The sequence below is a fragment of the Rossellomorea vietnamensis NBRC 101237 genome (assembly GCF_001591825.1).
Taxonomy (GTDB): domain Bacteria; phylum Bacillota; class Bacilli; order Bacillales; family Bacillaceae_B; genus Rossellomorea; species Rossellomorea vietnamensis.
The window spans coordinates 105,761-127,620 of sequence record NZ_BCVQ01000008.1 but is presented as its reverse complement, the minus strand read 5'-3'; the positions used below and the strand labels follow the sequence as shown (position 1 = coordinate 127,620).

Sequence of the window (21,860 nt, the reverse complement as noted above, 5' to 3'; positions counted from 1 at the left end):
CACCTGTAGCGGAAATCAACCACTACTCGCTTCGTCAATGATTTTACAAATCCAACCAATCATTAAAACATAACGGTGACGATGAAGATGGCGGCGGCTATTCCGACCAGGTCGGCGAGGAGACCTACTTTCAGGGCATCCCCCATCTTCCGGATGCCGACTGCACCGAAGTATACGGTCAGTACATATAGCGTTGTATCCGTGCTTCCCTGCAAGGTGGAAGCGAGTCTTCCGATGAACGAATCGGGGCCGTTGGTGGCGATGATATCACTCATCATGCCGAGGGCAGCAGTTCCGGAAATCGGCCTGATGATGGCCAGAGGGACGATTTCCGGAGGGATGCCGAGTGCAAGCAATGCGGGGCGGATCAGACCAACAAAGAATTCAAGGGCACCCGATTCCCGAAAGATGGTGATGGCCACCAGCATCCCAATCAGAAAGGGAATGATCGATACCGCTATTTTGATCCCTTCCTTTCCACCGTCAACAAATGTTTCATACGTCGGGACCTTTTTGATGGTCCCATAGATTAATATAAATCCAATCATGATCGGTATCAGCCATAAGGAAATGGTGGATATCCATTGCATTTACTTCACCTCTCGACGGGTTCGCCTGTAATGAAAATAACGGTCGATCAGAATCGCACCAATGGTGGACAGCATCGTGGCGATCAGAGTGGGTCCTACGATTTCAGTTGGCGACGCAGAGTCATATTTCATACGGATGGCGATCACCGTTGTCGGAATGATCGTAATGCTTGAGGTATTGATCGCCAAGAATGTGATCATCGACCTGCTGGCCACATCCTTTCCCCCGTTTAAGCTTTTCAACTGCTCCATAGCTTTAATCCCGAGGGGGGTCGCAGCATTTCCCAAGCCGAACATATTAGCCATCATATTGGAAAGGATATACCCCATTGCCGGATGATTATCGGGCACTTCCGGGAATAGCCTCTTCACAAATGGCCTGAACAACTTAGCCAATTTATCAAGCAATCCCGCTTCCTGGGCGATCCTCATAATCCCGAGCCAAAACACTAATACACTGATCAATCCTATGCATAAGGTAACGGCTTCATTAGCAGAAGTGAAAATGGCTTCATTCACTTCTGCCATTTTTCCGTTAATGATGGCGAATATCAATCCGATGATGGTCATCCCCACCCAGATCAAGTTAACCATGGTCCCGTACCCCTATGATGGATTCGAAGGAATAAGCCCAAAACTTCCACCAGCTTTTTTCTTCTTTCTTTTCAGTAGATGCTTTATAAAAAACGGGAAGGGTATCCACTTCCTTTTCACCTAAATAAATCACTGCCTTCCCGACTACCTCAGGCACATGCTGGCCCTTCAGCCATTCCTGTTTTGGCTTCAACATCTTATACTCCACCTTGACCTTATCCACTTCATCATCCGTCAAGGTTAATACAGATTCCCGCTTGAGATAGGCATGATCTTTATAGATTTTATCATCCATTTTTTCAATTTTGCCTTTGACCAGGACGATTTTGTAATCATAGTGTTTAAATCCGTATTCAAACATCCCAATATGATCATTCCAGTCATCAGGGCCGTTCAGGGTCACGGCAATCAGATTCTCCCCATCCTTGGATGCGGTGGAAACGAGCGTTCTTTTTGCCAGTTTTGTATAACCCGTTTTCCCTCCTGTACTATATTTATATAATTCCGTCAGCAGTCTATTTTTGTTTTTCCACTTGCGGTCCCATTTTTCATCTGGATTAGGGGCGGTGTGGACCTTGGTGCCTGCAATTTCCTTATACCTATCGTTTTCCATGGAATATCTCGTGAGAACGGCCATATCATACGCTGTCGAATAGTGATCTTCATGGTCATCCAGACCGTGTGGATTGGAGAAATGTGTATTTTCCATCCCTATTTCCTTTGCCTTTTCATTCATCATATAGACAAAACCGTCGAGGCTTCCCCCTACAAATTCCGCAATGGCGACTGCCCCATCATTCCCTGACCTGAGCATCAATCCGTACACGAGATCCTCAAGCTTTATCTTCTCTCCTGCCTTCAAGTAAAGGGAGGAGCCTTCCGTACCGGCCGCGTTCTGAGATACGGTTACTTCCTGATCCATCTTTCCGGACTCGACGGCAAGGATCGCGGTCATGATTTTCGTGATGCTGGCAATGCGACTTTGAGTATGGGCATCCTTTTCATATAGAATGCGCCCTGTTTCCTGATCCATTAAGATTGCTTTTTGTGAACTGACTGAAGGTGCAGCCAGAACCTTATTGGAAACAGAGACAAACAGAAAGGCAATGATTAGAAAATAGTATATGTAAAATCTCGCTCTCTTTCGATTCACACCCATCTACTCCTTTAAATCTAACGTGTTTGTACAAGTTTATGAGAGGACAAGGGGTAATATGAGTGAAATCTCGAAAGCAAAAGGGCAGATTGTACAAGTGAAAGGTTAATCACGATAGGCCGTCTCCAAAACAAAAAAAACGCAGGACTGTGTATGCATCATTACAGTCCTGCGTTTTCATATATGATTTTCTATTCGTTCGTTTCCATCGTCTCCTGAAATTTCTCAAAGAACAGGTCCGCTTCGTCCTGGGCGAATTCATCTTCAATGTTTTCAGGAAGAGGCGGAAGCTCCTCGATGCTCTTCAGGCCGAAGTAGTCCAGAAATTCTTTCGTGGTACCAAATAAAAAGGCACGTCCTGTCCCTTCCGCCCTTCCCACTTCCTTGACGAGCCCTTTTGATGTAAGGGTCTGAATGGGACGCTCGGTCTTGACACCCCTGATCTGCTCGATTTCCATACGCGTGATCGGCTGTTTATACGCGATAATCGCAAGGGTTTCAAGGGCTGCCTGGGACAGGAAGCTTACATGTGGGGATTCGACCAGTTTCTTTAAGTAGTCTGCATTCCTTTTTTTTGTCACTAATTGAAAGGTTCCTGCTATTTCAATGATGTATATGCCTCTATTGGAATCATTCTCATAATCATTCTTCAAGTCTTCAAGGACATCCTTTGCTTTTTGTTCTTCGATTTCCAGCACAGAACAGACCTGTTTCAGTGATAGACCTTCGTCCCCTGCTGCAAACAATAAGCTTTCAAGGACTCCTTTCCAATTAATATTGCTCAACCATTCCAGCCTCCTTTCCTGCTTCTACAAATATTTCCGTAAAGTTATTCTCCTGGTTGACGATGATTTGTTTCCGCTTCATTAATTCAAGCACAGCAAGGAACGTCACCACGAGATGCTCTTTACTATCAGAGGGGAAAAGACTTGTAAAGGATGTGCGCCTTTTTAAATTTTGTAAGTTTTCCAGAATATCGGTCATTCTCTTCTCAATGGATATTTCCTGTCTCGTAATTCTCGTTTGAACGGGGCGCTGGAGTTTTTTCCTTCTCAATAATTTATGAAAAGCTCCAAGCATATCATATAAAGATACCTGAACCTCAGTATTCTTGAAATCAACCTCTTCACTGAATTCAGAAAGGTCACTTGGAGGCTTGGTATACACTTGCCCCCTCTCTTCCTCACGATGCTTCAGTTCATTCGCCGCTTCTTTAAATTTACGGTATTCAATCAACCGCTCCACCAGTTCGTCGCGGGGATCTTCCTCTTCAAATTCGATTTCATCGCCCATCATGCCCTCATCATGCTTAGGAAGGAGCATTTTACTTTTAATGGCGAGTAACGTAGCTGCCATCACCAGATATTCACTTGCGACATCCAGTTGCAAATCCTTCATCGTATGTACATATAACATATATTGCTCCGTGATCTGAGCCATAGGAATATCATATATATCAATTTCTAACGAGTTAATCAGATGCAAAAGAAGATCCAAGGGACCTTCAAAAGCGTCAATCTTTACATTGTATTCCACTTTATCACCAAATTTCTCATAACAATCTTGCTGGAACGCTACTTAATAGTATAGTAGAAAGACCACTATTCTCCAATAGAAAGTTTTGTATTTACAGGCTTTCCTGTCGTATCCACGGGGGTTTATGCTACAATTTAACTACTTTGCGTCATATGGAGGGATCTTATGGTTTATCCGGAAGCCTACATCGAATACTTAATGTATTTTCACGGTAATCGAGATTATTTTGAATGCCATGAAGTATTAGAAGAATATTGGAAAGAAGTCGATCCGGGGAACAGGACTTCCCACTGGGTGGGTCTCATTCAGGTCGCAGTGGGCTTTTATCATTATAGACGGGGCAATCTGACAGGTGCGGTCAGGACATTCAATAAAGCCATGAAGAATATTGAGGGAAATCACAAACAATTGACCGGGTTGGGGATTCATTCCGGAAAGCTTCACGCAATGATGGAGGAAACCATTCACGAAATCGGTGAAAATCAACCTTATCACAGTATCATCCTGCCTTTAACGGATGCTTCCCTTTCAGATCAGGTTCAACTGCGGTGCAGGAAAAATGGCTACATCTGGTGTTCAGAGAGTGACCTGACGAATTCAGCGCTCATTCACCGCCATTCCCTCAGGGACCGCACCGATGTGATTACCGAGCGGAGAAATGCCTTACGAAAAAAAAGAGGCGGACCACCAGAATAGGCGGCCTGCCTCTTTATTGTTCCTGTTCCTCGTTTTCTACACCCATTTCATCGCATTTCTCAAAAAATGATGCGGTGTCTGAATTGGGCTTCACTTCAAGCTCCGAGTGCATATCCTTCAGATGTTTCACCATGGATTTCCCGATTCCTTCGTGACGATGTGATGGATTGACTGATATATGTTGAATCTCTAATGTACCTTCTGTTTTGTAAACTCCGATCAAACCTACTATGTCCTCTTCTTTCCATAAAAAGAGCTGCCAATTTTCTTCAGTTTCGTATTGCTTCATCGTTTGTTGAAGCTTCTTCAAATCCTTTTCATTTGGCATGAAAGATAATAATCCCATGGCAATCTTTTCAAACGCCTTTTTATACCGAATTAACATATTTACCCCTCGTCATGTTTTATGTCTAATCTATTTATTTCCTAATTATAGACAAAAACCAGAAATTTAATTGATATGAACGTTTATTTATCTTACTAAATTTACTTTTATTAAGCAAATCCCAATCAATCAGTTTCCAGCGATGAACATCCAGTAGATGACTCCCCACACCAGACCGGCAACGATTAATAACAAGAACAATGCTTTATTACTGATCTTCATGACTGACTCCTTTGTCTTCACTCTATGTGTTTATGTCATTGTTATTGTATAGTAAAATCGAAATTTGTTAAAGTATGTAATTCAGAATACAAAAAAAGTAGTCTTTAAGTACGATATACTTAAAGACTATATGATTGGTCGTTAAAACATAACATCATGGGTAATCAGATCCTCATATGTCTCCCTTCGGACAGCTAACCTGGCTTCTCCGTCCTCGACGAATACGACGGCTGGCCGTGGAATCCGATTATAGTTATTCGCCATTGAATATCCGTATGCACCTGTACAAAACACAGCCAGAATATCCCCGTCTTCTGCGACAGGGAGTGGCAGGTCCCATATCAACATGTCTCCGGACTCACAGCACTTCCCTGCAACGGAAACCGTATCTTCACACATCCGGTCTGCTTTATTCGCTATGATCGCTTCATATTTCGCCTTGTATAGGGCAGGCCTGATATTGTCGCTCATTCCCCCATCGACCGCTACATATTTCCTGACGCCCGGAACATCTTTCTGCGCCCCCAACGTATAAAGACTTGTACCTGCGTCTCCTACAAGTGACCGACCCGGTTCAATCCAGATTTCAGGCATAGCTAAATTGTATTTCTCCACTTCCTCTTTCACTGCAGCGATCATTTCTTTCACATACTGAGCAGGAGGGATGGGATCATCCTCTTTTGTGTATCGGATTCCAAATCCACCACCCAGATTAATGACCTGTGGATCAAAGCTGTATTGAGAACGCCACAGGGCGACCTTTTCAATGATTTTCCTGGCAGCGAGAATGAATCCCGTCGTTTCAAAAATCTGTGAACCAATATGGCAATGGAGTCCCAACAATTCAATTGTTTCGGAATCCAGCGCTGATTTCATCGCTTTTTCGGCTTGACCGTTCTCTAAATCAAATCCGAATTTCGAATCTTCCTGTCCCGTAAGGATATAATCATGGGTATGAGCTTCGATCCCTGGTGTTACTCTTAACAACACCTTTGTGGCTTCTTCAAGAGATCGTGACAATTCACCCACAAGCTCCAGTTCATGAAAGTTATCGACGACGATACAGCCGATTCTATGTTCAATGGCCATCGTCAGTTCTTCCCTTGACTTGTTATTCCCATTAAAATGGATCCGCCCCGGAGGAAAACCTGCCTTCAAGGCCGTAAATAGCTCTCCTCCAGAAACGACATCCAGGGACAACCCTTCTTCATCCATTAACTGAAAGATTCCGATACAGGAGAATGCTTTGCTGGCATAGGCCACTTCCGCCTTCACCCCGAGGGATTCAAATGTTTCTTTAAACCCTTTTGCACGCTCCCTGACAAGTTTCGTGTCATAAACATAAAGGGGGGTACCATATTGAGCCACCAGGTCTCCGGTACTGACCCCGCCTATCATTAGGCCCCCGTTTTTTATTTCTGCTGATCCATGAAGATGCATGAAACGTCTCATTCCCCTCTATAGTCCACTACTAATTAAACGTAATTTACCACAGAAAAGGAATTGTTGCAATATTCTAAGATTTCGCAGGCTGTTTGTATTTATTTCTCGGCTGGACGATACTTGGTCGAATTTTAGACCCCGGTACCGACTTCCTGACGAGAATCTGCATAAACGCCTTCGGACTGAAAGGCAGCAGCGGCCATAGATACGGTGTATTGAGGGATTTGATATTCGCTACGTACAGAATGAACAGGGTACTTCCAATCATCAAACCAGGTATATGGAAGAACGCAACCATCACCAGTAGAAGAAGCCTTGCCATCTTATTCGCTACACTCAATTCATAACTCGGAGTTGCAAACGTACCGATCGAAGCGACAGCTACATACAGGATGACCTCAGGCTGAAATAGCCCTACATCGATGGCAATCTGACCGATCAAGACGGCGGCGATCAAACCCATGGCCGTCGAGAGCGGGGTCGGGGTATGGATGGCGGCGATCCTGAACATCTCCACCCCAAGGTCAGCGATGAATAATTGAACGATCACCGGAATATTGGTTTGTTCCTGAGGTCCGACATATTTAATGACTTCCGGCAGCAGTGATGGATCCAGTACGAATAGATACCATAACGGAAGAAGGAAAAGTGAAGCAAGCACTCCCATGAATCTTGTCCATCTCACAAACGTCCCAACAGCCGGTGATTGTCTATACTCCTCCGCATGCTGCAGATGATGAAAGAACGTGGTAGGCGTGATGATGACACTCGGCGATGTATCGACAAAGATCAGCACATGCCCTTCTAGCAGGTGGGTCGCAGCTACATCCGCCCTTTCTGTATATCTGACCAGTGGATATGGATTATATCCTTGCTTTACCAGAAACTCTTCTATCGTTTTATCCGCCATCGTCAACCCATCGATTTTAATACTTTTCAATTCTTTCTTAATCACTTCAATCAAGCTCGGGTTTGCCACATCATCGATATATGCAATTGAAATATCCGTCTTGGAACGCTCTCCAATCCGGAATATTTCAAACCTCAGCCTGGGATCTCTTATTCTTCTTCTTGTTAAGGCTGTATTGACGATGATATTCTCGACATAACCGTCACGGGAACCGCGGACGACCTTCTCCGTATCGGGTTCTGACGGCTGTCTTCCAGGATAACTCCTGACATCTACGATCAGCGCTTCTTCATATCCTTCAACAAATACGGCAATCAAACCGGAAAGCACTTCATCAACTGCTTCTTCAATCGTTTTTACCGGTTCAACGGATTGATGTACAAGTCGATTATGTACAATATCGTATAATCTGCTTGTAGCCCGTTCATGATCATTGATTTCCACAAGTTCTTCTACAATTTCAATGATATAGGATGCATCGGTGAGCCCATTTATATAATAAAAATGAACACCTTTTTTCAAGACCATCAATTTGCGGACACCGATGTCAAAGCTCGTGTTCAATCCTACGTGCTCTTTCATATAGTCTTCAATGACCTTTAAATCTTTAGGTATCGGTGTTTCTTTCGTCTTTTGAGGCATGATACCCACTCCTTTCTAAGATGATCTCCACTGCTTTTTTCGTAATGGGGGCACCTTGGGAATAATGATCCCGCTTGGCCATTTTCCCTATGTCACCAATTCCGACAATCACCGGCACATCCAGTTCATCAAGGCAGTAAACAGTGTCTCCCGTCAATCTTCCAACATCCATTTCAGGTACACCGAATTTATCGACCCCGTATGGAGTCAACTCCCCGAATTTATCAATGCAGACATCCACCCTGGTCCATTCCGCCTGCCTGGTTTTACTTGCTACCGCAATAATTCCGAGCACGTCTATTTCCGCATGATTCGCAACATACTTTAGCGCCCTTTCACCTGCGCCTTCCCCAATGAATCCACTATCATCAAACATCACAAAGACAGGGTCGTTTTTGGCTCTTTGAATCAGCTTTACAATTTCGGGTCCCGACAACACAGAGGGATTGCCTTTGGAGCTTGATATACACCTTCCGCCATACTCTTTCGCCACACATTCAATGGCGCGCTTGGCGTATTCATCCCCATCTGTTATCAGGATCACTTTCCTTTTATTGTCCATACGAAACCCCTGCCTCTTGCAAATTATTGATGAACCAAGTAAAGCCAATGAAATAGAGAACCGAAAATCTTCCCGAATACGATCGCCATGATCAGTATCACAATCTGTCCATCAATCCCGATTCGTTTGGCCAGGATGGGAAACACATTCAATACTTCTGTCAAGGCAGCAGCCAACAGTCCGATGAACACTCCGCTCATGAGACCGAGGGGGATAAGGACCAATGGAGAGAAATGGAGAGTGTAGTCATTCAGGCTGATGAATCCTCCTGCAAGCGCCCCGGTAATGACGGCCATCTCATAGTAATGAATCATTTTCATTGTTTTGGTCAATTGAGTTAACCTGGGAATGATACCCAATACGGTTAAAAATGCAACAAATCCCGAGCCTACAGCAAGCCCTCCGGCAAATCCGATAAATATGGTGATCAATACATTAATGGTCATCCAGTTTCTTCTGACTTTCTTTATTTTCGTGCATAATCACGTATTGATCTAAATCCTGCTGGTAGTTAAACATTTCAACTTCAAGAGGGCTCGGCTCTTCATTGAGTCTTTTTCGAAACACATGATTGAAAAACAAAATCATTCCAAGACCTAAACCAAACGAGTAAGGAACCTGAAATAATAATGGGTGGGGATCCACCCCTCCCGTCACAAAATGATACAGCCTTTGATGAACTTCTCTCATACTTACATCTTCATGGAAATTCATTATCGCCAGGGCCGCACCGATGAATAATAGTAACCAAACGCCAATGAATAAAGGGAGAGAGACTTTCTTTTTCTCATAGATCACTTCTATGATGCTTTGAGTAGGCCCGATCGTTTGAATATCCAGGTCCGGGTATACTTTGCATACCTCACTGATGACCTTCATGACATCGACAACGACAATATTCTTATCTGAAGGGGTCACCTGATGAATCGGGATTTCCTTAATATCTTCCACAATCGTTTCAGATGCTATGATTTGCGCCAGCTGAGAAAGCTTGACCATGCTCTCTTCCCTTACCTGCACTCGATGGCGTAAGCGTATATACAAAATACCTTCCATGCAGTTCACTTCCTGAAAACATGATTTTCCCTTCGTACCAATAGTATGGATTAACGTGATTTATTTATGTAATGTCCTCAGGGGAGGATGGGACAAATGGGTGAACGAAACGTTGGGCTGGAAGTGATGGGAAGGTCTGGAGGGAAGATTTATGGAAACAATTTCAAGCAAAAAATAACCTTGTGGATTCAGTAAATGGAATCCACAAGGTTATTTTGTCTAAGGTTCTGAATGCATATGTTCTTTCATCGTTAGTAAGATTTTCTTCTCAAGTCTTGATACCTGCACCTGGGAAATCCCCAGCCGATCCGCTACTTCCGATTGGGTCTGATCTTTGTAATACCTTAAATACACGATCAGCCGCTCCCTATCATCCAATTCCCGGATGGCTTCTTTCAGGGCAATCTTATCAAACCACTTATTATCCGTATTATCGGCAATCTGATCCAAAAGCGTGATGGGATCACCATCATTTTCATAAACCGTTTCATGAATCGAAGAAGGGGCACGACTCGCTTCCTGGGCCATGATCACCTCTTCAACGGAATACTCAAGATGGTCGGCAAGCTCGCTGACGGTCGGGACCCTGCCGAACTTCTTGGAGAGCTCATCCTTCGCTTTCCTGATTTTATTCCCCATTTCCTTCAGGGAACGACTCACCTTCACTGTCCCATCATCCCGAATGAAACGCTGGATCTCTCCGATAATCATCGGAACCGCATACGTCGAAAACTTGACATCGTAGCTTAAATCAAACTTATCCACTGATTTCAGCAACCCGATACTGCCTATTTGAAAGAGATCATCCGGCTCATAACCCCGATTGAGAAAGCGTTGGACGACGGACCATACAAGGCGCATATTCTTCTGGACGATCAAGTCCCGGGCACCCTGGTCCCCTTCCTGACTTTTCTTGATCAGGTCTTTCACCTCGTGATCCTTCAAAAAGGTCTGTTCCTTTTCATTTTTCACTTCGACATCCATGGGCACGACTCCTTAATTGCATAGCGCTTTACTATTGGTCAAGTGCTTCTTCAGCCTTACCGTGGTGCCTGTACCTGGGTGTGATGACACTTCTATTTCATCCATGAAATTCTCCATGATCGTAAATCCCATACCGGAACGTTCAAGTTCCGGCTTGGAGGTGAAGAGGGGTTGACGGGCTTCTTCCACATCTCCAATCCCGATTCCTTCATCGCGGATGGTCATATCAATGAACCCATCCTCTTCCATGATCACGGATATATAAACCGTCCCATTCGGTCTGTTATCATAGCCGTGAATGATGGCATTGGTCACGGCTTCTGAGACGACGGTCTTGATTTCAGTCAACTCATCCATCGTCGGATCGAGCTGGGCAATAAATGACGCAACAGTCACGCGGGCAAAGGATTCATTTTGGCTTAAAGAACTGAATTGAATGTTCATTTCATTTCTCATATCATGCGACCCCCAATCTTTGTAATGCATTTTCTTCAGACGGCTCAAGACGAATGATCTTAAACAACCCTGACATTTCAAATAATCGGTTTACAGAAGGGGAAATCGCACATACCACCATTTCTCCATGCTTTTGCTTGATCTGCTTGTATCGACCCAAAATGACACCCAATCCGGAACTGTCCATAAAGCTCAATTCCTCTAAATTCAAAATGATATGCTTTACATTCTCACTTTCAATCAGGCTTGAAGCTTTTTCCCTGAGTTCATCGGCAGTGTGATGATCCAACTCACCACTTAAACGGACACACAGTACATCTTTTTTGACTTCTAAGTTAATAGCAAGACTCACTATCAGAAAGCCTCCTTCTCTGTCGTATAGTGAGTCATTTCGCTATTCTTTTAGTAAATTCCTTCTCCATGACAAAACTAGAAGGAATTCGTCATAATTAGAGGTTATTTTCCGAGGCTCATTACTTTCCTACCTTTGTAAAAAGTCCAAAGGATTTTTTATATAATTCCCACCAGCTTGCATCGTTTACATTTTTCTTGGCAACGAGAGTGCTTTCCACTACTTTTTTCCCTTTATTCATCACCACGAGCGTCCCGACTTTGTCTCCTTTTTTAATCGGAGCTTTCAAGTCTTTCGATAATGTGATCTTCTGCTGGATCTCATCTAACTTTTCACCTTTTTGGGTAAGGAGGGAAATGGGCTCATCTGTTACGGCATCCACCTTATTCTCCTTCCCTTTTGAAACTTTCACCTTAGCCAGGGAATCCCCTTTTTTGAAGAGAGGTTTGGTCGAATACTGATTGAAGGCATAATCGAGCATTTTACTCACTTCATTGTTCCGTTCCTTTGGTGTCGGGGCACCGAACACGACCGCAATCACTCTCATATTGTCTTTCTTTGCCGTAGCCGTCAGGCAATATTTCGCTTCATTCGTGAAGCCTGTCTTCAATCCATCCACACCGTCATAGAAGCGGACCAATTTATTCGTATTCACGAGCCAGAATTTTTTATCCGACCCTTCCCGCAGGTAAGATTCATAGCTGCCTGTGAATTTTGTAATCCCATCATATTTAAGAAGTTCCTTCGCCATCATCGACATATCATGGGCTGAACTGTAATGATCTTTGGATGGTAAACCTGTCGGATTTTTGAAGTGAGTTTCCTTTAACCCGAGCTCTTTCACCTTTTTGTTCATTTTCTCAACGAATGCTTCTTCACTTCCTGCAATATGTTCCGCCATCGCGACTGAGGCGTCATTGGCGGACCCAATGGCAATCCCCTTCAGCATTTCTTCTACAGACATGCTTTCACCCGGCTCCAGGAAAATCTGTGATCCGCCCATCGAGGCAGCATATTCACTTGCCCGCACTTTGTCATCCCACTTGATTTGACCTTTTTCGAGGGCTTCCATGATCAGAGTCATGGTCATGATCTTGGTCATGGACGCAGGTGCCAGCTTTTCATGGCTGTTCTTCTCATAAAGCACCGCTCCAGTATCACGCTCGATCAATATAGCTGATTTCGCCACGTCGGCGAGCTCGGATTTCTTCTCCTGGGCAAACCCTGAGGAAGGAAATAGAAAAGCTGTTAAAACAAATGTCACCACTATATACGCAAAACGTTTCATCCAACTGTCCTCCAATCAAAATCTCGTTATTATTTCAATACTCATAGATCCATTTTTTCCATCCTCATCATTTTTATACAAACATTGGTAAAAAGTCATTCAAAACTTATTGCGCCGTTTTCTTCGTTCATTGAAATGAAATCAAGAATCTGTTTTCACACAAAAAAAGCCCCTGCCGAAGAGAAATAATCCCTTCGGCAAAGGCTTCGTTCAAATGGATGATCAACCCGTGATTTCAGTATGAATCAACGTGGGTGCATTCACATGTTCAGTTGTCACTTTAATGCTCTCATATAGCTTCTCTTTCACATTGTCGATGTTTTCTTCATTGCTGTAAATGGTGGCAAGGGAATCTCCCGCTTTGACCTCATCACCAATTTTCTTGCGAAGTTCAAGACCGACGGCTAAGTCGATCACAGAATCTTTCGTTGCACGGCCTGCTCCAAGCCACATGGCAGCCGTTCCGACTGCATCGGCCACGATTTCAGACACATAGCCATCCTGTTTCGCTTCAAGCTCGATTTTGTACTTTGCTTGAGGAAGTTTGGCTGGGTCATCCACCACAGATGGATCTCCACCTTGTGATTCAAGGAATACCTTGAAATTCTCAAGAGCTGAACCGTCTTCAATCGCTCTTTGTAATAATGCTCTTGCTTCTTCTAACGTTGAAGCTTTCTCCGCCAGGAATACCATGTGGCTTCCAAGAGTCAGACAAAGTTCCGTTAAGTCCTCAGGTCCTTCCCCTTTTAACGTATCGATCGCTTCCTTCACTTCCAAGGCATTCCCGATGGCATAACCAAGGGGCTGACTCATGTCGGAAATGACAGCCATCGTCTTTCGTCCGACGTTATTCCCGATGTTCACCATGGCTTTGGCAAGATCCTTAGAATCGTCCAACGTCTTCATGAAGGCACCGGCACCGGTTTTCACATCAAGGACGATGGCATCAGCACCCGCTGCAATCTTTTTACTCATGATCGAGCTTGCAATCAGTGGGATACTATTGACCGTAGCCGTCACATCACGCAGGGAATACAGCTTTTTATCGGCAGGCGTCAAGTTACCGCTTTGACCGATGACGGCAAGTTTATTCTTGTTCACAAGACGGATGAACTCCTCGTTTTCAATTTCCACATGGAATCCTTCTACGGATTCAAGCTTATCGATGGTTCCCCCGGTATGACCAAGACCCCTTCCACTCATCTTCGCTACAGGGACACCGACTGATGCCACAAGCGGTCCTAGAACAAGTGTCGTTGTATCACCGACCCCACCTGTTGAGTGCTTATCCACTTTAATTCCTTCGATGGCGGACAAATCAATCTGATCGCCTGATTCCACCATTGCCATCGTCAGGTCTGCCCGTTCTCTATCGCTCATATCCTTAAAGAAAATGGCCATCGTCAGGGCGCTTACCTGATAATCCGGGATGGTTCCGTCTGTATATCCCTCTACGATGAATTTAATTTCTTCTGTAGATAATTCTTTTCCTTCACGTTTTTTCTCTATTAAGTCAACCATTCTCATTGCCTTCACCCACTCTTCTAGTATTAATCAGCGTTTATAATGATTTCACGATCTCTTTTACATATGAAAGGAAATTGGCACGGACCATCTCCGTCGTTTCCATGACTTCATCATGGGAAAGGGGCTGATCCAGAATTCCTGCAGCCATATTTGAAATACATGAAATCCCCAGTACCTTGATTCCTGCATGACGGGCCACGATGACTTCAGGTACCGTTGACATTCCGACTGCATCTCCACCCAGGGTACGGGCAAGTCGAACTTCAGCAGGCGTTTCATAAGTAGGTCCGGTATTTCCGACATAGACCCCTTCCTGCACTTCAATGGATAATTTCCCGGCGATTTCTTTCGCTTTTTGACGCAGTTCTTTACAGTATGCTTCTGACATATCCGGGAATCTCGGCCCTAAGCGGGAATCATTCGTTCCGATGAGTGGATTGCTTCCCATATTATTGATATGATCGGAAATCAGCATTAAATCCCCCGCCTGGAAGCTTTCGTTCACGCCGCCGGCAGCATTTGTCACAATCAGCACTTCCACGCCCAACTCTTTCATGACGCGTACAGGGAAAGTCACTTTATCGAATCCATACCCTTCATAGTAGTGGAAACGCCCTTGCATAGCGACGACTTCCTGTCCGGCCAATTGACCGAATACCAGCTGTCCCGCATGACCTGCTACTGTTGAAACAGGGAAATCAGGAATCTCCTTATACGGGATCTTCACTGAGTTTTGGATTTCATCTGCCAGTACACCAAGCCCCGATCCAAGGATTAATCCGACCTTAGGCTGTCCTGTATATTGATTTTTCAAATGACTTGCTGCATTTTGGATGTTTTCGTAATTCATCTTATTACTCCTTTTCAACGTAAAGAGGAGGAAATGAGCCTTTCGTTCGGCTTCACCCCACCCCCACTCATATTTTTTATTTTAATTTCGTCAAGAAGCTTTGGCCGAACTTCGGCATGTTCACATTGAAGTTATCTGCTACTGTTGCCCCGATATCTGCGAATGTTTCAGAGATAGGAAGTTCTTTCCCTCCATCAAAACGCTTTGAATATACAAGAAGTGGGACATACTCCCTCGTATGATCTGTTCCTGGAGCAGTAGGGTCGTTCCCGTGATCAGCTGTAATGATCAGAAGATCATCTTCGGTCATTTTCTCGAATACTTCAGGGAGGCGCGCATCAAATTCTTCCAGCGCCTTTCCATATCCTTCTGGATCGCGTCGATGTCCATATAACGCGTCGAAGTCAACCAGATTCAGGAAGCTTAAGCCTGTGAAGTCTTTGTCGAATGATTCAACGAGTCCGTCCATTCCGTGCATGTTATGCTTCGTGCGAATGGATTCGGTCACCCCTTCACCATTATAAATATCTGATATTTTCCCAATGGCGATCACATCAAAGCCGGAGTCCTTCAATTCATTCATGACTGTACGGTCAAAAGGCTTTAATGCATAGTCATGGCGATTGGATGTGCGCTTAAACGCTCCCGGCTCCCCTACGAACGGACGGGCGATGACACGTCCGACGAGGTATTCCTCTTCTTTCGTGATTTCACGGGCAATTTCACAGATTTTGTACTGTTCTTCAATCGGGATGATGTCTTCATGAGCTGCGATTTGAAGAACGGGGTCTGCAGAGGTATACACAATGAGTGCCCCTGTTTCCATATGCTCTTTTCCTAATTCTTCAATGATTTCAGTGCCACTGGCAGGCTTGTTTCCAATGATCGTCCTGCCTGTTTCCGCTTCCAGTCTCTGGATGAGTTTCTCTGGAAATCCATCCGGATACGTCTTGAACGGCTTATCGATATTCAAGCCCATGATTTCCCAATGCCCCGTCATCGTGTCTTTCCCGACTGACGCTTCCTGCATTTTTGTGAAGTATGCAAGAGGTTTGCCGGCCTTCTCGATACCCTTCACTTCTTTAATATTGGAAAGGCCAAGCTTCCCGATATTCGGCATATTCAGTCCATCCATGTGTTCAGCAATGTGACCGAGCGTATCAGATCCCTTATCGTTGAACAGTTCTGCATCAGGCGCTTCGCCGATACCGACCGAATCCATTACGATCAAGTGAACCCGTTTGTATGTATAGTTGCTCATTATCGTAAACCTCCTATATAGTAATCCATTTTTTAAAAAAGCGGTTACATTTTCGACCTTCAAACGTATCATACCCTTATCTGCTTTGAAGCAATCGACAGGATTTAACGTCAGAAGTCTGACATCTATATTCTACTTTTCCCTCTCAAAAAAAACAAGGGAGATCCCTTAAAGAATCGTAATTTCTTTAAGGAATCCCCCTTCATTCTTTTAAGCTCTGGGATGGAATTGCGAATAGACATCCTTTAAGCGGGTTTTCGTCACATGTGTATAGATTTGGGTCGTGGAAATGTCTGCATGACCCAGCATTTCCTGAACCGCCCTGAGATCCGCTCCATTCTCCAACAAATGAGTGGCAAATGAGTGGCGAAGCGTATGAGGCGTCAAATCCTTCTCAATATTGGCTTTCTTCGCAAGGGCCTTTAAATTCTTCCAGAAGCCCTGCCTTGTCAGCCCTTTCCCATGGTGATTAAGAAATAAATGATCATCACGATGCTTCTTGCTCCGTAATTTCAACCGTGCATCCCCTAAATATTTCTCGAGGACATCCATGGCCGTCTGCCCGATCGGGATGATCCGCTCTTTGTTCCCTTTTCCGATGCACCGGACAAATCCCATGGTCAAATGGACGTCTTCCAATTGAAGCTGAATGAGCTCGCTTACCCGTATCCCCGTCGCATAAAGGAGTTCAAGCATCGCCTTGTCCCTCATCCCTAAGGGTGTCGATTCTTCAGGGGCTTCAAGTAAAGCCTCCACTTCAGCGATGCTCAAGATCCTTGGGAGTGTCCTTTCAGTCTTTGGTGTTTCGATGTGCACAGTCGGGTCTTGGTCCGTCGCCTTTTCCCTTAAGAGGAATTGATGAAAGGAACGAATCGACGCCACATGACGGGCAACGGTCTTTGAAGATTTCCCCTGGTTTTTTAAATGCCCGAGAAATTGAAGGATATTGACCCTTGAAACGGCGTTTAATTCCGCCACTTCTTCAACCTTCGATAAGTATAAGGCATAATTCTTTAAATCACGTTGATACGACTCGATCGTATTCTTTGCAAGCCCTTTTTCTACTATTAAAAAGTGCATGAAATCTTGAATATGGTCTTCCACACTGCATTACTCCCCGTTCATATAAAAAAATAATAATCGGTCATACCAATGGCTCTCTTCCTCTGTCACGGAAGAATAAACCTTCACCGCTGCTCCCTCTGGCTCATCATATTTGTGGTAACCTTCGTATTCTTCGCTTATCCACATGATACCATAGTAAAATAAAATCGTTGAACCCGTAAATAAAATAAATACCTTAATGGTCTGCCATACCAATTGAACCCCTTTTATCATCCTGTCGTCCTCCATATTCGCTTGCTTATTAATACAAGCTATGACGATTTTGAACCGTTTTATACCTTATGGAGTGAGATACTGTGAAAAATTCCGGGAGAGTATGAAAAAAGCCTTAAAGAGTATGTATGGGATGTTTCCGATTCTAGAAACAACACAGGGGTCTTTAAGGCTTTTCGGCATCATCTTATTCTTCTGGATCTTCTTCTTTATCCTGACATCTGGAACAAATGCCATGAAAGGTGAGGCGGTGGTCTTTTATTTTAAATTTCCAGTCTCGTTCGACAATCGTTTCCACGTCTTCTAAAAGATCATCTTGAATTTCATCGACAGCTCCACATTCAATACATACTAAATGGTGATGGAAGTGGGCTGCCCCTTCTTGCCTGAGGTCATAACGCGATACACCATCGCCAAAATTGATTTTATCTACAATTTTCAGTTCAGACAGCAATTCCAATGTACGATATACGGTCGCCAGTCCAATTTCCGGAGATTTTTCCTTAACGAGGAGGTATACATCTTCGGCGCTGAGGTGATCTTCTTCATGTTCCAATAACACACGGACCGTAGCTTCGCGCTGTGGCGTAAGCTTGTAGCTGGCAGAATGAAGCTGTTTTTTTATTCGTTCAATGCGGCTTTCCATAGTCCTCTCCTCCCTCGTCAATGTCTTTACTATTATATCAAAAAGGGAGGAATAAGCAAAATAAAATAATTATAATCAAACAAATAAAATGATTCTTATATAAGAATCATTTTATTTTATTTTCCCTATGACCGCTTCCATTAAAGTAGGTGAAAGATAGGCTTCAATACTTGCGGCAACGGTGACGATTCCGATGGCCACCACCATGAAGATGACGTATCTGGACAGGAACGGGATCATCTGGAACTGCATGGACGACGACTGCCTCATAAAGATCTTCCGGATCAACGTCAGGGAGAAGTTCGCGCTGATCGCACCTATGAAAATAAATGCCGGAATGATGATGATATTTTGTGGCAGGACGCTCACAAAAGACAATAAAAATCCGCTCCAGCCCATTTGATTGACTAGAAACCCGACAGAAAAGCCAACGACGACACCCTTCATGAATAATAGAACGAAGATGAGGGGCAGCCCGATGATCGAGATCCCGAGTAGCCACATCAACCCGAGATACTTCACATTATGGAGGAAACTCTGACGGAAGAGTTCTTCCGCTGATGTCATGCTTCCATCCTCCATCTCACTGAAAAATTTACTTAAATAGAAATAAAGGTCTTCCTTTTGGGCAAAGGATAATGAATTCACGACAATCGCACCAAAAATGATCCCCATTAAAAACAATGTAATGATAAATAAATAGATTGAGGAATGTGCTTGTACATGTTGAACGAGTGGATTTGAATTTGATATTTTTTTCCGCATCACAGTGCTCCTCCTAGATATCGATTACTAATCTATATGTAAGGCGGAAGAGGTTTATTCTACTCTATTGAACTTCCATTCGGATAAACGTATAATCATAGAAACCTGAGTGGGAGGAATATCATATGACCAAGGCAAGCTTAATCGAATTTCCCGATCGTATTGAAACTCCACGCCTTTATATTCGGCCATGCATGCCTGGTGACGGGTCAGACGTGTTTCGTGCCATTACAGATTCACGGAGTGAGTTAAAACCATGGCTCCCCTTCGCCCGGAAAGAACAGACCCTTGAAGAGGTGGAGGCAGGCGTACGGGAATCCTTTGCAGATTTTATTAAGAAGACTGATATCCGACTACATATCTATCTGAAAGAAACGGATGAATTCATCGGATCCACGGGACTTCACCGCATTGATTGGGATGTACCCAAAGTGGAAATCGGGTATTGGCTCAACTCACGGCACACAAAAAAAGGCTATATGGTGGAAGCCGTGAAGGCGTTGACCCATTTCGCCCTACACGACCTTTCCTGTCAGCGTGTGGAAATCCGCTGTGATGAGAGGAACACTTCATCACGGAGAGTGCCTGAGAAGCTGGGCTTTCTGCTTGAAGGGACCTTTCGGCATGACCATCTTGATGAAAACGGGACGGATTCACGTGATACATGTGTTTATTCTTTCGTTCCTGAGGACCTCCCCGATTAACCATTTCCACCTCAAAAAAGCTGGACCCCCTCTCAACGGGAGTCCAGCTTTCTTCACATCACCTTTTATTACCCCAACTTCTGCAGTTGGAGATATTGAACCGCATAAGCCGTTTTCGCATCATATATCCGCTGTTCTTTAATAAGTTGCAGTGCCTCTTCTACTGTCACTTCAATCAACTCGACAAATTCGTCTTCATCCGTTTCTTTCGACTCCTGGATGGGATGGATATCATGAGCGATATACAAGTGAACCAGCTCATCCGCAAATCCAGGTGAAGTGTAAAACGAGATCAGATGCTCCAGATTCTCACACCCGTATCCTGTTTCTTCTTCCAATTCACGCAGAGCCGTTTTATCCGGCTCTTCACCGGGCTCAAGCTTTCCGGCAGGTATTTCGATGATGGATTTCTCCAACGCTTTACGGTACTGCTCCACCATCACTAATTTCCCTTCCGGTGTCAATGCGATGACCGCTACAGCTCCAGGGTGCTTAATCAGTTCCCGCTTGGATGTCTTGCCGTTTGGAAGCTCGACTTCATCCACTTGAAGATCAATGATTTTCCCTTGGTAGATCGTTTCTGTTGTGATCGTCTTTTCTTCGAATTTTTTCATCGTTCAACTCTCCTTGTTCTGTCATCGACCTTGTCCTCATACATTTTACCATATCCTATTCGAGGATCGAGGTGAAAACCCTTGAAGGTGATTGCTGAAAAGGACCGGATCATCCTGGTAGGGAAAGCATGGGAAATCAAGGCTAAGTTGAAGGAATATAATCAAACCTACGTTACTGTCAAGGAATGGATCGAAGCCAATCGTTGAAGGCAGCCGTTTTCTTTGTTTATTCGTCCCCACTTTCGTTAATATAATAGAGAGTGCTAATGTTGAAAGGACGGATACAATGGATAAAAGACAAATAGGTCATTCCGATCTACATGTATCAAAAATGGGGCTCGGTTGTATGTCCCTTGGAACCGAAGAAAGTTCTGCGAAGGAAATTGTGCAGCATGCTTTAGAAAATGGTATCAATTATCTTGATACTGCTGATTTATATGACTTTGGTCAAAATGAAGAAATCGTAGGCAACGCCATTCGTGAGGTCCGGGACGATATCATCCTGGCCACAAAAGGTGGAAATCGTTGGAATGATGTTGAGGATGGCTGGCGCTGGGACCCTTCCAAATCCTATATCAAGTCTGCCGTGAAGGACAGCCTATCGCGCTTGAAAGTGGATTATATCGATCTTTACCAGCTTCACGGAGGGACGATCGAAGACGATTTTGAAGAAACGATCGAAGCGTTTGAAGAGTTGAAGAAGGAAGGGCTGATCCGCTATTACGGCATCTCTTCCATCCGGCCGAATGTCATCAAGCAATTTCTCACTTCTTCTTCCATTGATAGTGTCATGATGCAGTACAGCTTACTGGATCGCCGACCGGAAGAATGGATGGACCTGCTGGATGAAAATAAGGTGAGCATCGTGGCCCGGGGACCTTTGGCAAAAGGGCTTCTTTCCGAAAAGATGCTGTCTAAAGCTTCTGCGAAAATGAAGGAAGATGGCTATTTGGACTACTCTTATCAAGAACTTGAAGAAACACTGAAGTCCATCCATGGGAAAATGGGGGACAACCGTTCAATGAACGAACTTGCCCTTCAATATATTCTCGCTCATAAGTCGGTGGGTGCTGTCATCCCGGGCGCCAGCTCCGTTCAACAGCTTCAGGAGAATATCGACGCAGTGAATGCGGGACCTCTATCTTCCGAAGAGCTTGACATGCTAAAACAATTAACCAAATTATCACGATACGAGCAACATAGAGACTAAAAAAATAAGCGGGTCAGGGTTTATTGGTTCCCTGCCCGCTTATTTTTTTCGAGGGCACCACTCTTACTTCCCT

The 21,860-nt window shown here is 44.3% G+C and carries 27 protein-coding genes; 4 read left to right on the top strand and 23 right to left on the bottom strand.

Annotated features, from left to right (window positions below; translation table 11 throughout):
- Positions 1–62: 62 nt before the first annotated feature.
- From BVI01S_RS06865 to BVI01S_RS06845, 5 genes are all read right to left on the bottom strand, one after another.
- The gene (locus BVI01S_RS06865; RefSeq protein WP_061809713.1) at positions 63–590 is read right to left on the bottom strand and encodes a spore maturation protein; all 528 of its coding nucleotides are present in this window, start codon (positions 588–590) and stop codon (positions 63–65) included.
- The gene (locus BVI01S_RS06860) at positions 591–1,184 is read right to left on the bottom strand and encodes a nucleoside recognition domain-containing protein (protein WP_034758232.1); all 594 of its coding nucleotides are present in this window, start codon (positions 1,182–1,184) and stop codon (positions 591–593) included. It abuts the gene before it with no gap.
- A complete protein-coding gene (locus BVI01S_RS06855) occupies positions 1,177–2,343 on the bottom strand; it encodes a D-alanyl-D-alanine carboxypeptidase family protein (protein WP_061809712.1) in 1,167 nt (388 codons plus the stop codon). The genes BVI01S_RS06860 and BVI01S_RS06855 overlap by 8 nt, the downstream gene beginning before the upstream one ends.
- Positions 2,344–2,531: 188 nt before the next feature.
- Positions 2,532–3,125, bottom strand: coding sequence for an SMC-Scp complex subunit ScpB (gene scpB / locus BVI01S_RS06850; RefSeq protein WP_034758225.1), 594 nt, complete (start codon positions 3,123–3,125; stop codon positions 2,532–2,534).
- Positions 3,112–3,876: a segregation/condensation protein A gene (locus BVI01S_RS06845; RefSeq protein WP_034758224.1), complete on the bottom strand. Its 765-nt coding sequence runs from the start codon at positions 3,874–3,876 to the stop codon at positions 3,112–3,114. Before BVI01S_RS06845 ends, scpB begins: the two co-directional genes overlap by 14 nt.
- 165 nt (positions 3,877–4,041) lie before the next feature.
- Between BVI01S_RS06845 and BVI01S_RS06840 the strand changes: the two genes are divergently transcribed.
- The gene (locus BVI01S_RS06840) at positions 4,042–4,572 is read left to right on the top strand and encodes a DUF309 domain-containing protein (RefSeq protein WP_034758222.1); all 531 of its coding nucleotides are present in this window, start codon (positions 4,042–4,044) and stop codon (positions 4,570–4,572) included.
- 13 nt (positions 4,573–4,585) lie between these two features.
- Here BVI01S_RS06840 and BVI01S_RS06835 read toward each other — a convergent pair whose 3' ends face one another.
- The 17 genes from BVI01S_RS06835 to spoIIM all read right to left on the bottom strand — a co-directional run bounded on the left by BVI01S_RS06835 (position 4,586) and on the right by spoIIM (position 19,259).
- Positions 4,586–4,957 (bottom strand): GNAT family N-acetyltransferase, encoded by a 372-nt coding sequence (locus BVI01S_RS06835; RefSeq protein WP_034758221.1) that lies wholly within the window; start codon positions 4,955–4,957, stop codon positions 4,586–4,588.
- Between the two features lie 363 nt (positions 4,958–5,320).
- Positions 5,321–6,619: a diaminopimelate decarboxylase gene (lysA, locus tag BVI01S_RS06830; protein WP_061809711.1), complete on the bottom strand. Its 1,299-nt coding sequence runs from the start codon at positions 6,617–6,619 to the stop codon at positions 5,321–5,323.
- Positions 6,620–6,695: 76 nt separating this feature from the next.
- Complete coding sequence (locus tag BVI01S_RS06825; RefSeq protein WP_034758218.1) at positions 6,696–8,174, bottom strand: spore germination protein; 1,479 nt, start codon at positions 8,172–8,174, stop codon at positions 6,696–6,698.
- Positions 8,140–8,736, bottom strand: a complete 597-nt coding sequence (gene spoVAEA, locus BVI01S_RS06820) for a stage V sporulation protein SpoVABEA (protein ID WP_034758214.1) — start codon at positions 8,734–8,736, stop codon at positions 8,140–8,142. The genes BVI01S_RS06825 and spoVAEA overlap by 35 nt, the downstream gene beginning before the upstream one ends.
- 23 nt (positions 8,737–8,759) lie before the next feature.
- Positions 8,760–9,182 (bottom strand): stage V sporulation protein AB, encoded by a 423-nt coding sequence (locus BVI01S_RS06815; protein ID WP_061809710.1) that lies wholly within the window; start codon positions 9,180–9,182, stop codon positions 8,760–8,762.
- Positions 9,172–9,792 carry a stage V sporulation protein AA gene (locus BVI01S_RS06810; protein ID WP_034758209.1) on the bottom strand — a complete coding sequence of 207 codons (621 nt, stop codon included), beginning with the start codon at positions 9,790–9,792 and terminating at the stop codon, positions 9,172–9,174. The genes BVI01S_RS06815 and BVI01S_RS06810 overlap by 11 nt, the downstream gene beginning before the upstream one ends.
- Before the next feature lie 219 nt (positions 9,793–10,011).
- On the bottom strand, positions 10,012–10,776 hold the full coding sequence (sigF, locus tag BVI01S_RS06805) for an RNA polymerase sporulation sigma factor SigF (RefSeq protein ID WP_034758207.1): 765 nt from the start codon (positions 10,774–10,776) through the stop codon (positions 10,012–10,014).
- 12 nt (positions 10,777–10,788) lie between these two features.
- Entirely contained in the window at positions 10,789–11,232 is a 444-nt protein-coding gene (gene spoIIAB / locus BVI01S_RS06800) for an anti-sigma F factor (protein WP_034758205.1), read from the bottom strand.
- Between the two features lies 1 nt (position 11,233).
- Positions 11,234–11,584, bottom strand: a complete 351-nt coding sequence (gene spoIIAA, locus BVI01S_RS06795) for an anti-sigma F factor antagonist (protein ID WP_034758203.1) — start codon at positions 11,582–11,584, stop codon at positions 11,234–11,236.
- A gap of 121 nt (positions 11,585–11,705) precedes the next feature.
- Complete coding sequence (locus BVI01S_RS06790; RefSeq protein WP_061809709.1) at positions 11,706–12,872, bottom strand: D-alanyl-D-alanine carboxypeptidase family protein; 1,167 nt, start codon at positions 12,870–12,872, stop codon at positions 11,706–11,708.
- Positions 12,873–13,094: 222 nt separating this feature from the next.
- Entirely contained in the window at positions 13,095–14,399 is a 1,305-nt protein-coding gene (locus tag BVI01S_RS06785) for a pyrimidine-nucleoside phosphorylase (RefSeq protein WP_034758199.1), read from the bottom strand.
- A gap of 34 nt (positions 14,400–14,433) precedes the next feature.
- On the bottom strand, positions 14,434–15,249 hold the full coding sequence (locus BVI01S_RS06780) for a purine-nucleoside phosphorylase (protein ID WP_061809708.1): 816 nt from the start codon (positions 15,247–15,249) through the stop codon (positions 14,434–14,436).
- A gap of 76 nt (positions 15,250–15,325) precedes the next feature.
- A complete protein-coding gene (gene deoB / locus BVI01S_RS06775) occupies positions 15,326–16,510 on the bottom strand; it encodes a phosphopentomutase (RefSeq protein ID WP_061809707.1) in 1,185 nt (394 codons plus the stop codon).
- A gap of 210 nt (positions 16,511–16,720) precedes the next feature.
- Positions 16,721–17,614 (bottom strand): site-specific tyrosine recombinase XerD, encoded by an 894-nt coding sequence (xerD, locus tag BVI01S_RS06770; protein ID WP_034758192.1) that lies wholly within the window; start codon positions 17,612–17,614, stop codon positions 16,721–16,723.
- Positions 17,615–17,620: 6 nt separating this feature from the next.
- Entirely contained in the window at positions 17,621–17,848 is a 228-nt protein-coding gene (locus tag BVI01S_RS06765) for a YqzK family protein (protein ID WP_034758190.1), read from the bottom strand.
- Positions 17,849–18,035: 187 nt separating this feature from the next.
- Positions 18,036–18,494, bottom strand: a complete 459-nt coding sequence (gene fur / locus BVI01S_RS06760; protein ID WP_034758188.1) for a ferric iron uptake transcriptional regulator — start codon at positions 18,492–18,494, stop codon at positions 18,036–18,038.
- A gap of 111 nt (positions 18,495–18,605) precedes the next feature.
- The gene (spoIIM, locus tag BVI01S_RS06755) at positions 18,606–19,259 is read right to left on the bottom strand and encodes a stage II sporulation protein M (protein ID WP_034758186.1); all 654 of its coding nucleotides are present in this window, start codon (positions 19,257–19,259) and stop codon (positions 18,606–18,608) included.
- 125 nt (positions 19,260–19,384) lie between these two features.
- Between spoIIM and BVI01S_RS06750 the strand changes: the two genes are divergently transcribed.
- The gene (locus tag BVI01S_RS06750; RefSeq protein ID WP_061809706.1) at positions 19,385–19,963 is read left to right on the top strand and encodes a GNAT family N-acetyltransferase; all 579 of its coding nucleotides are present in this window, start codon (positions 19,385–19,387) and stop codon (positions 19,961–19,963) included.
- A gap of 68 nt (positions 19,964–20,031) precedes the next feature.
- Here BVI01S_RS06750 and BVI01S_RS06745 read toward each other — a convergent pair whose 3' ends face one another.
- Positions 20,032–20,577, bottom strand: a complete 546-nt coding sequence (locus BVI01S_RS06745) for an NUDIX hydrolase (protein ID WP_061809705.1) — start codon at positions 20,575–20,577, stop codon at positions 20,032–20,034.
- 81 nt (positions 20,578–20,658) lie between these two features.
- Here BVI01S_RS06745 and mciZ point away from each other — a divergent pair, with 81 nt between their 5' ends.
- Positions 20,659–20,784 carry a Z-ring formation inhibitor MciZ gene (gene mciZ / locus BVI01S_RS06740; protein ID WP_034758179.1) on the top strand — a complete coding sequence of 42 codons (126 nt, stop codon included), beginning with the start codon at positions 20,659–20,661 and terminating at the stop codon, positions 20,782–20,784.
- A gap of 79 nt (positions 20,785–20,863) precedes the next feature.
- Complete coding sequence (locus BVI01S_RS06735) at positions 20,864–21,787, top strand: aldo/keto reductase (protein WP_061809704.1); 924 nt, start codon at positions 20,864–20,866, stop codon at positions 21,785–21,787.
- The last annotated feature ends 73 nt before the right edge of the window (positions 21,788–21,860 follow it).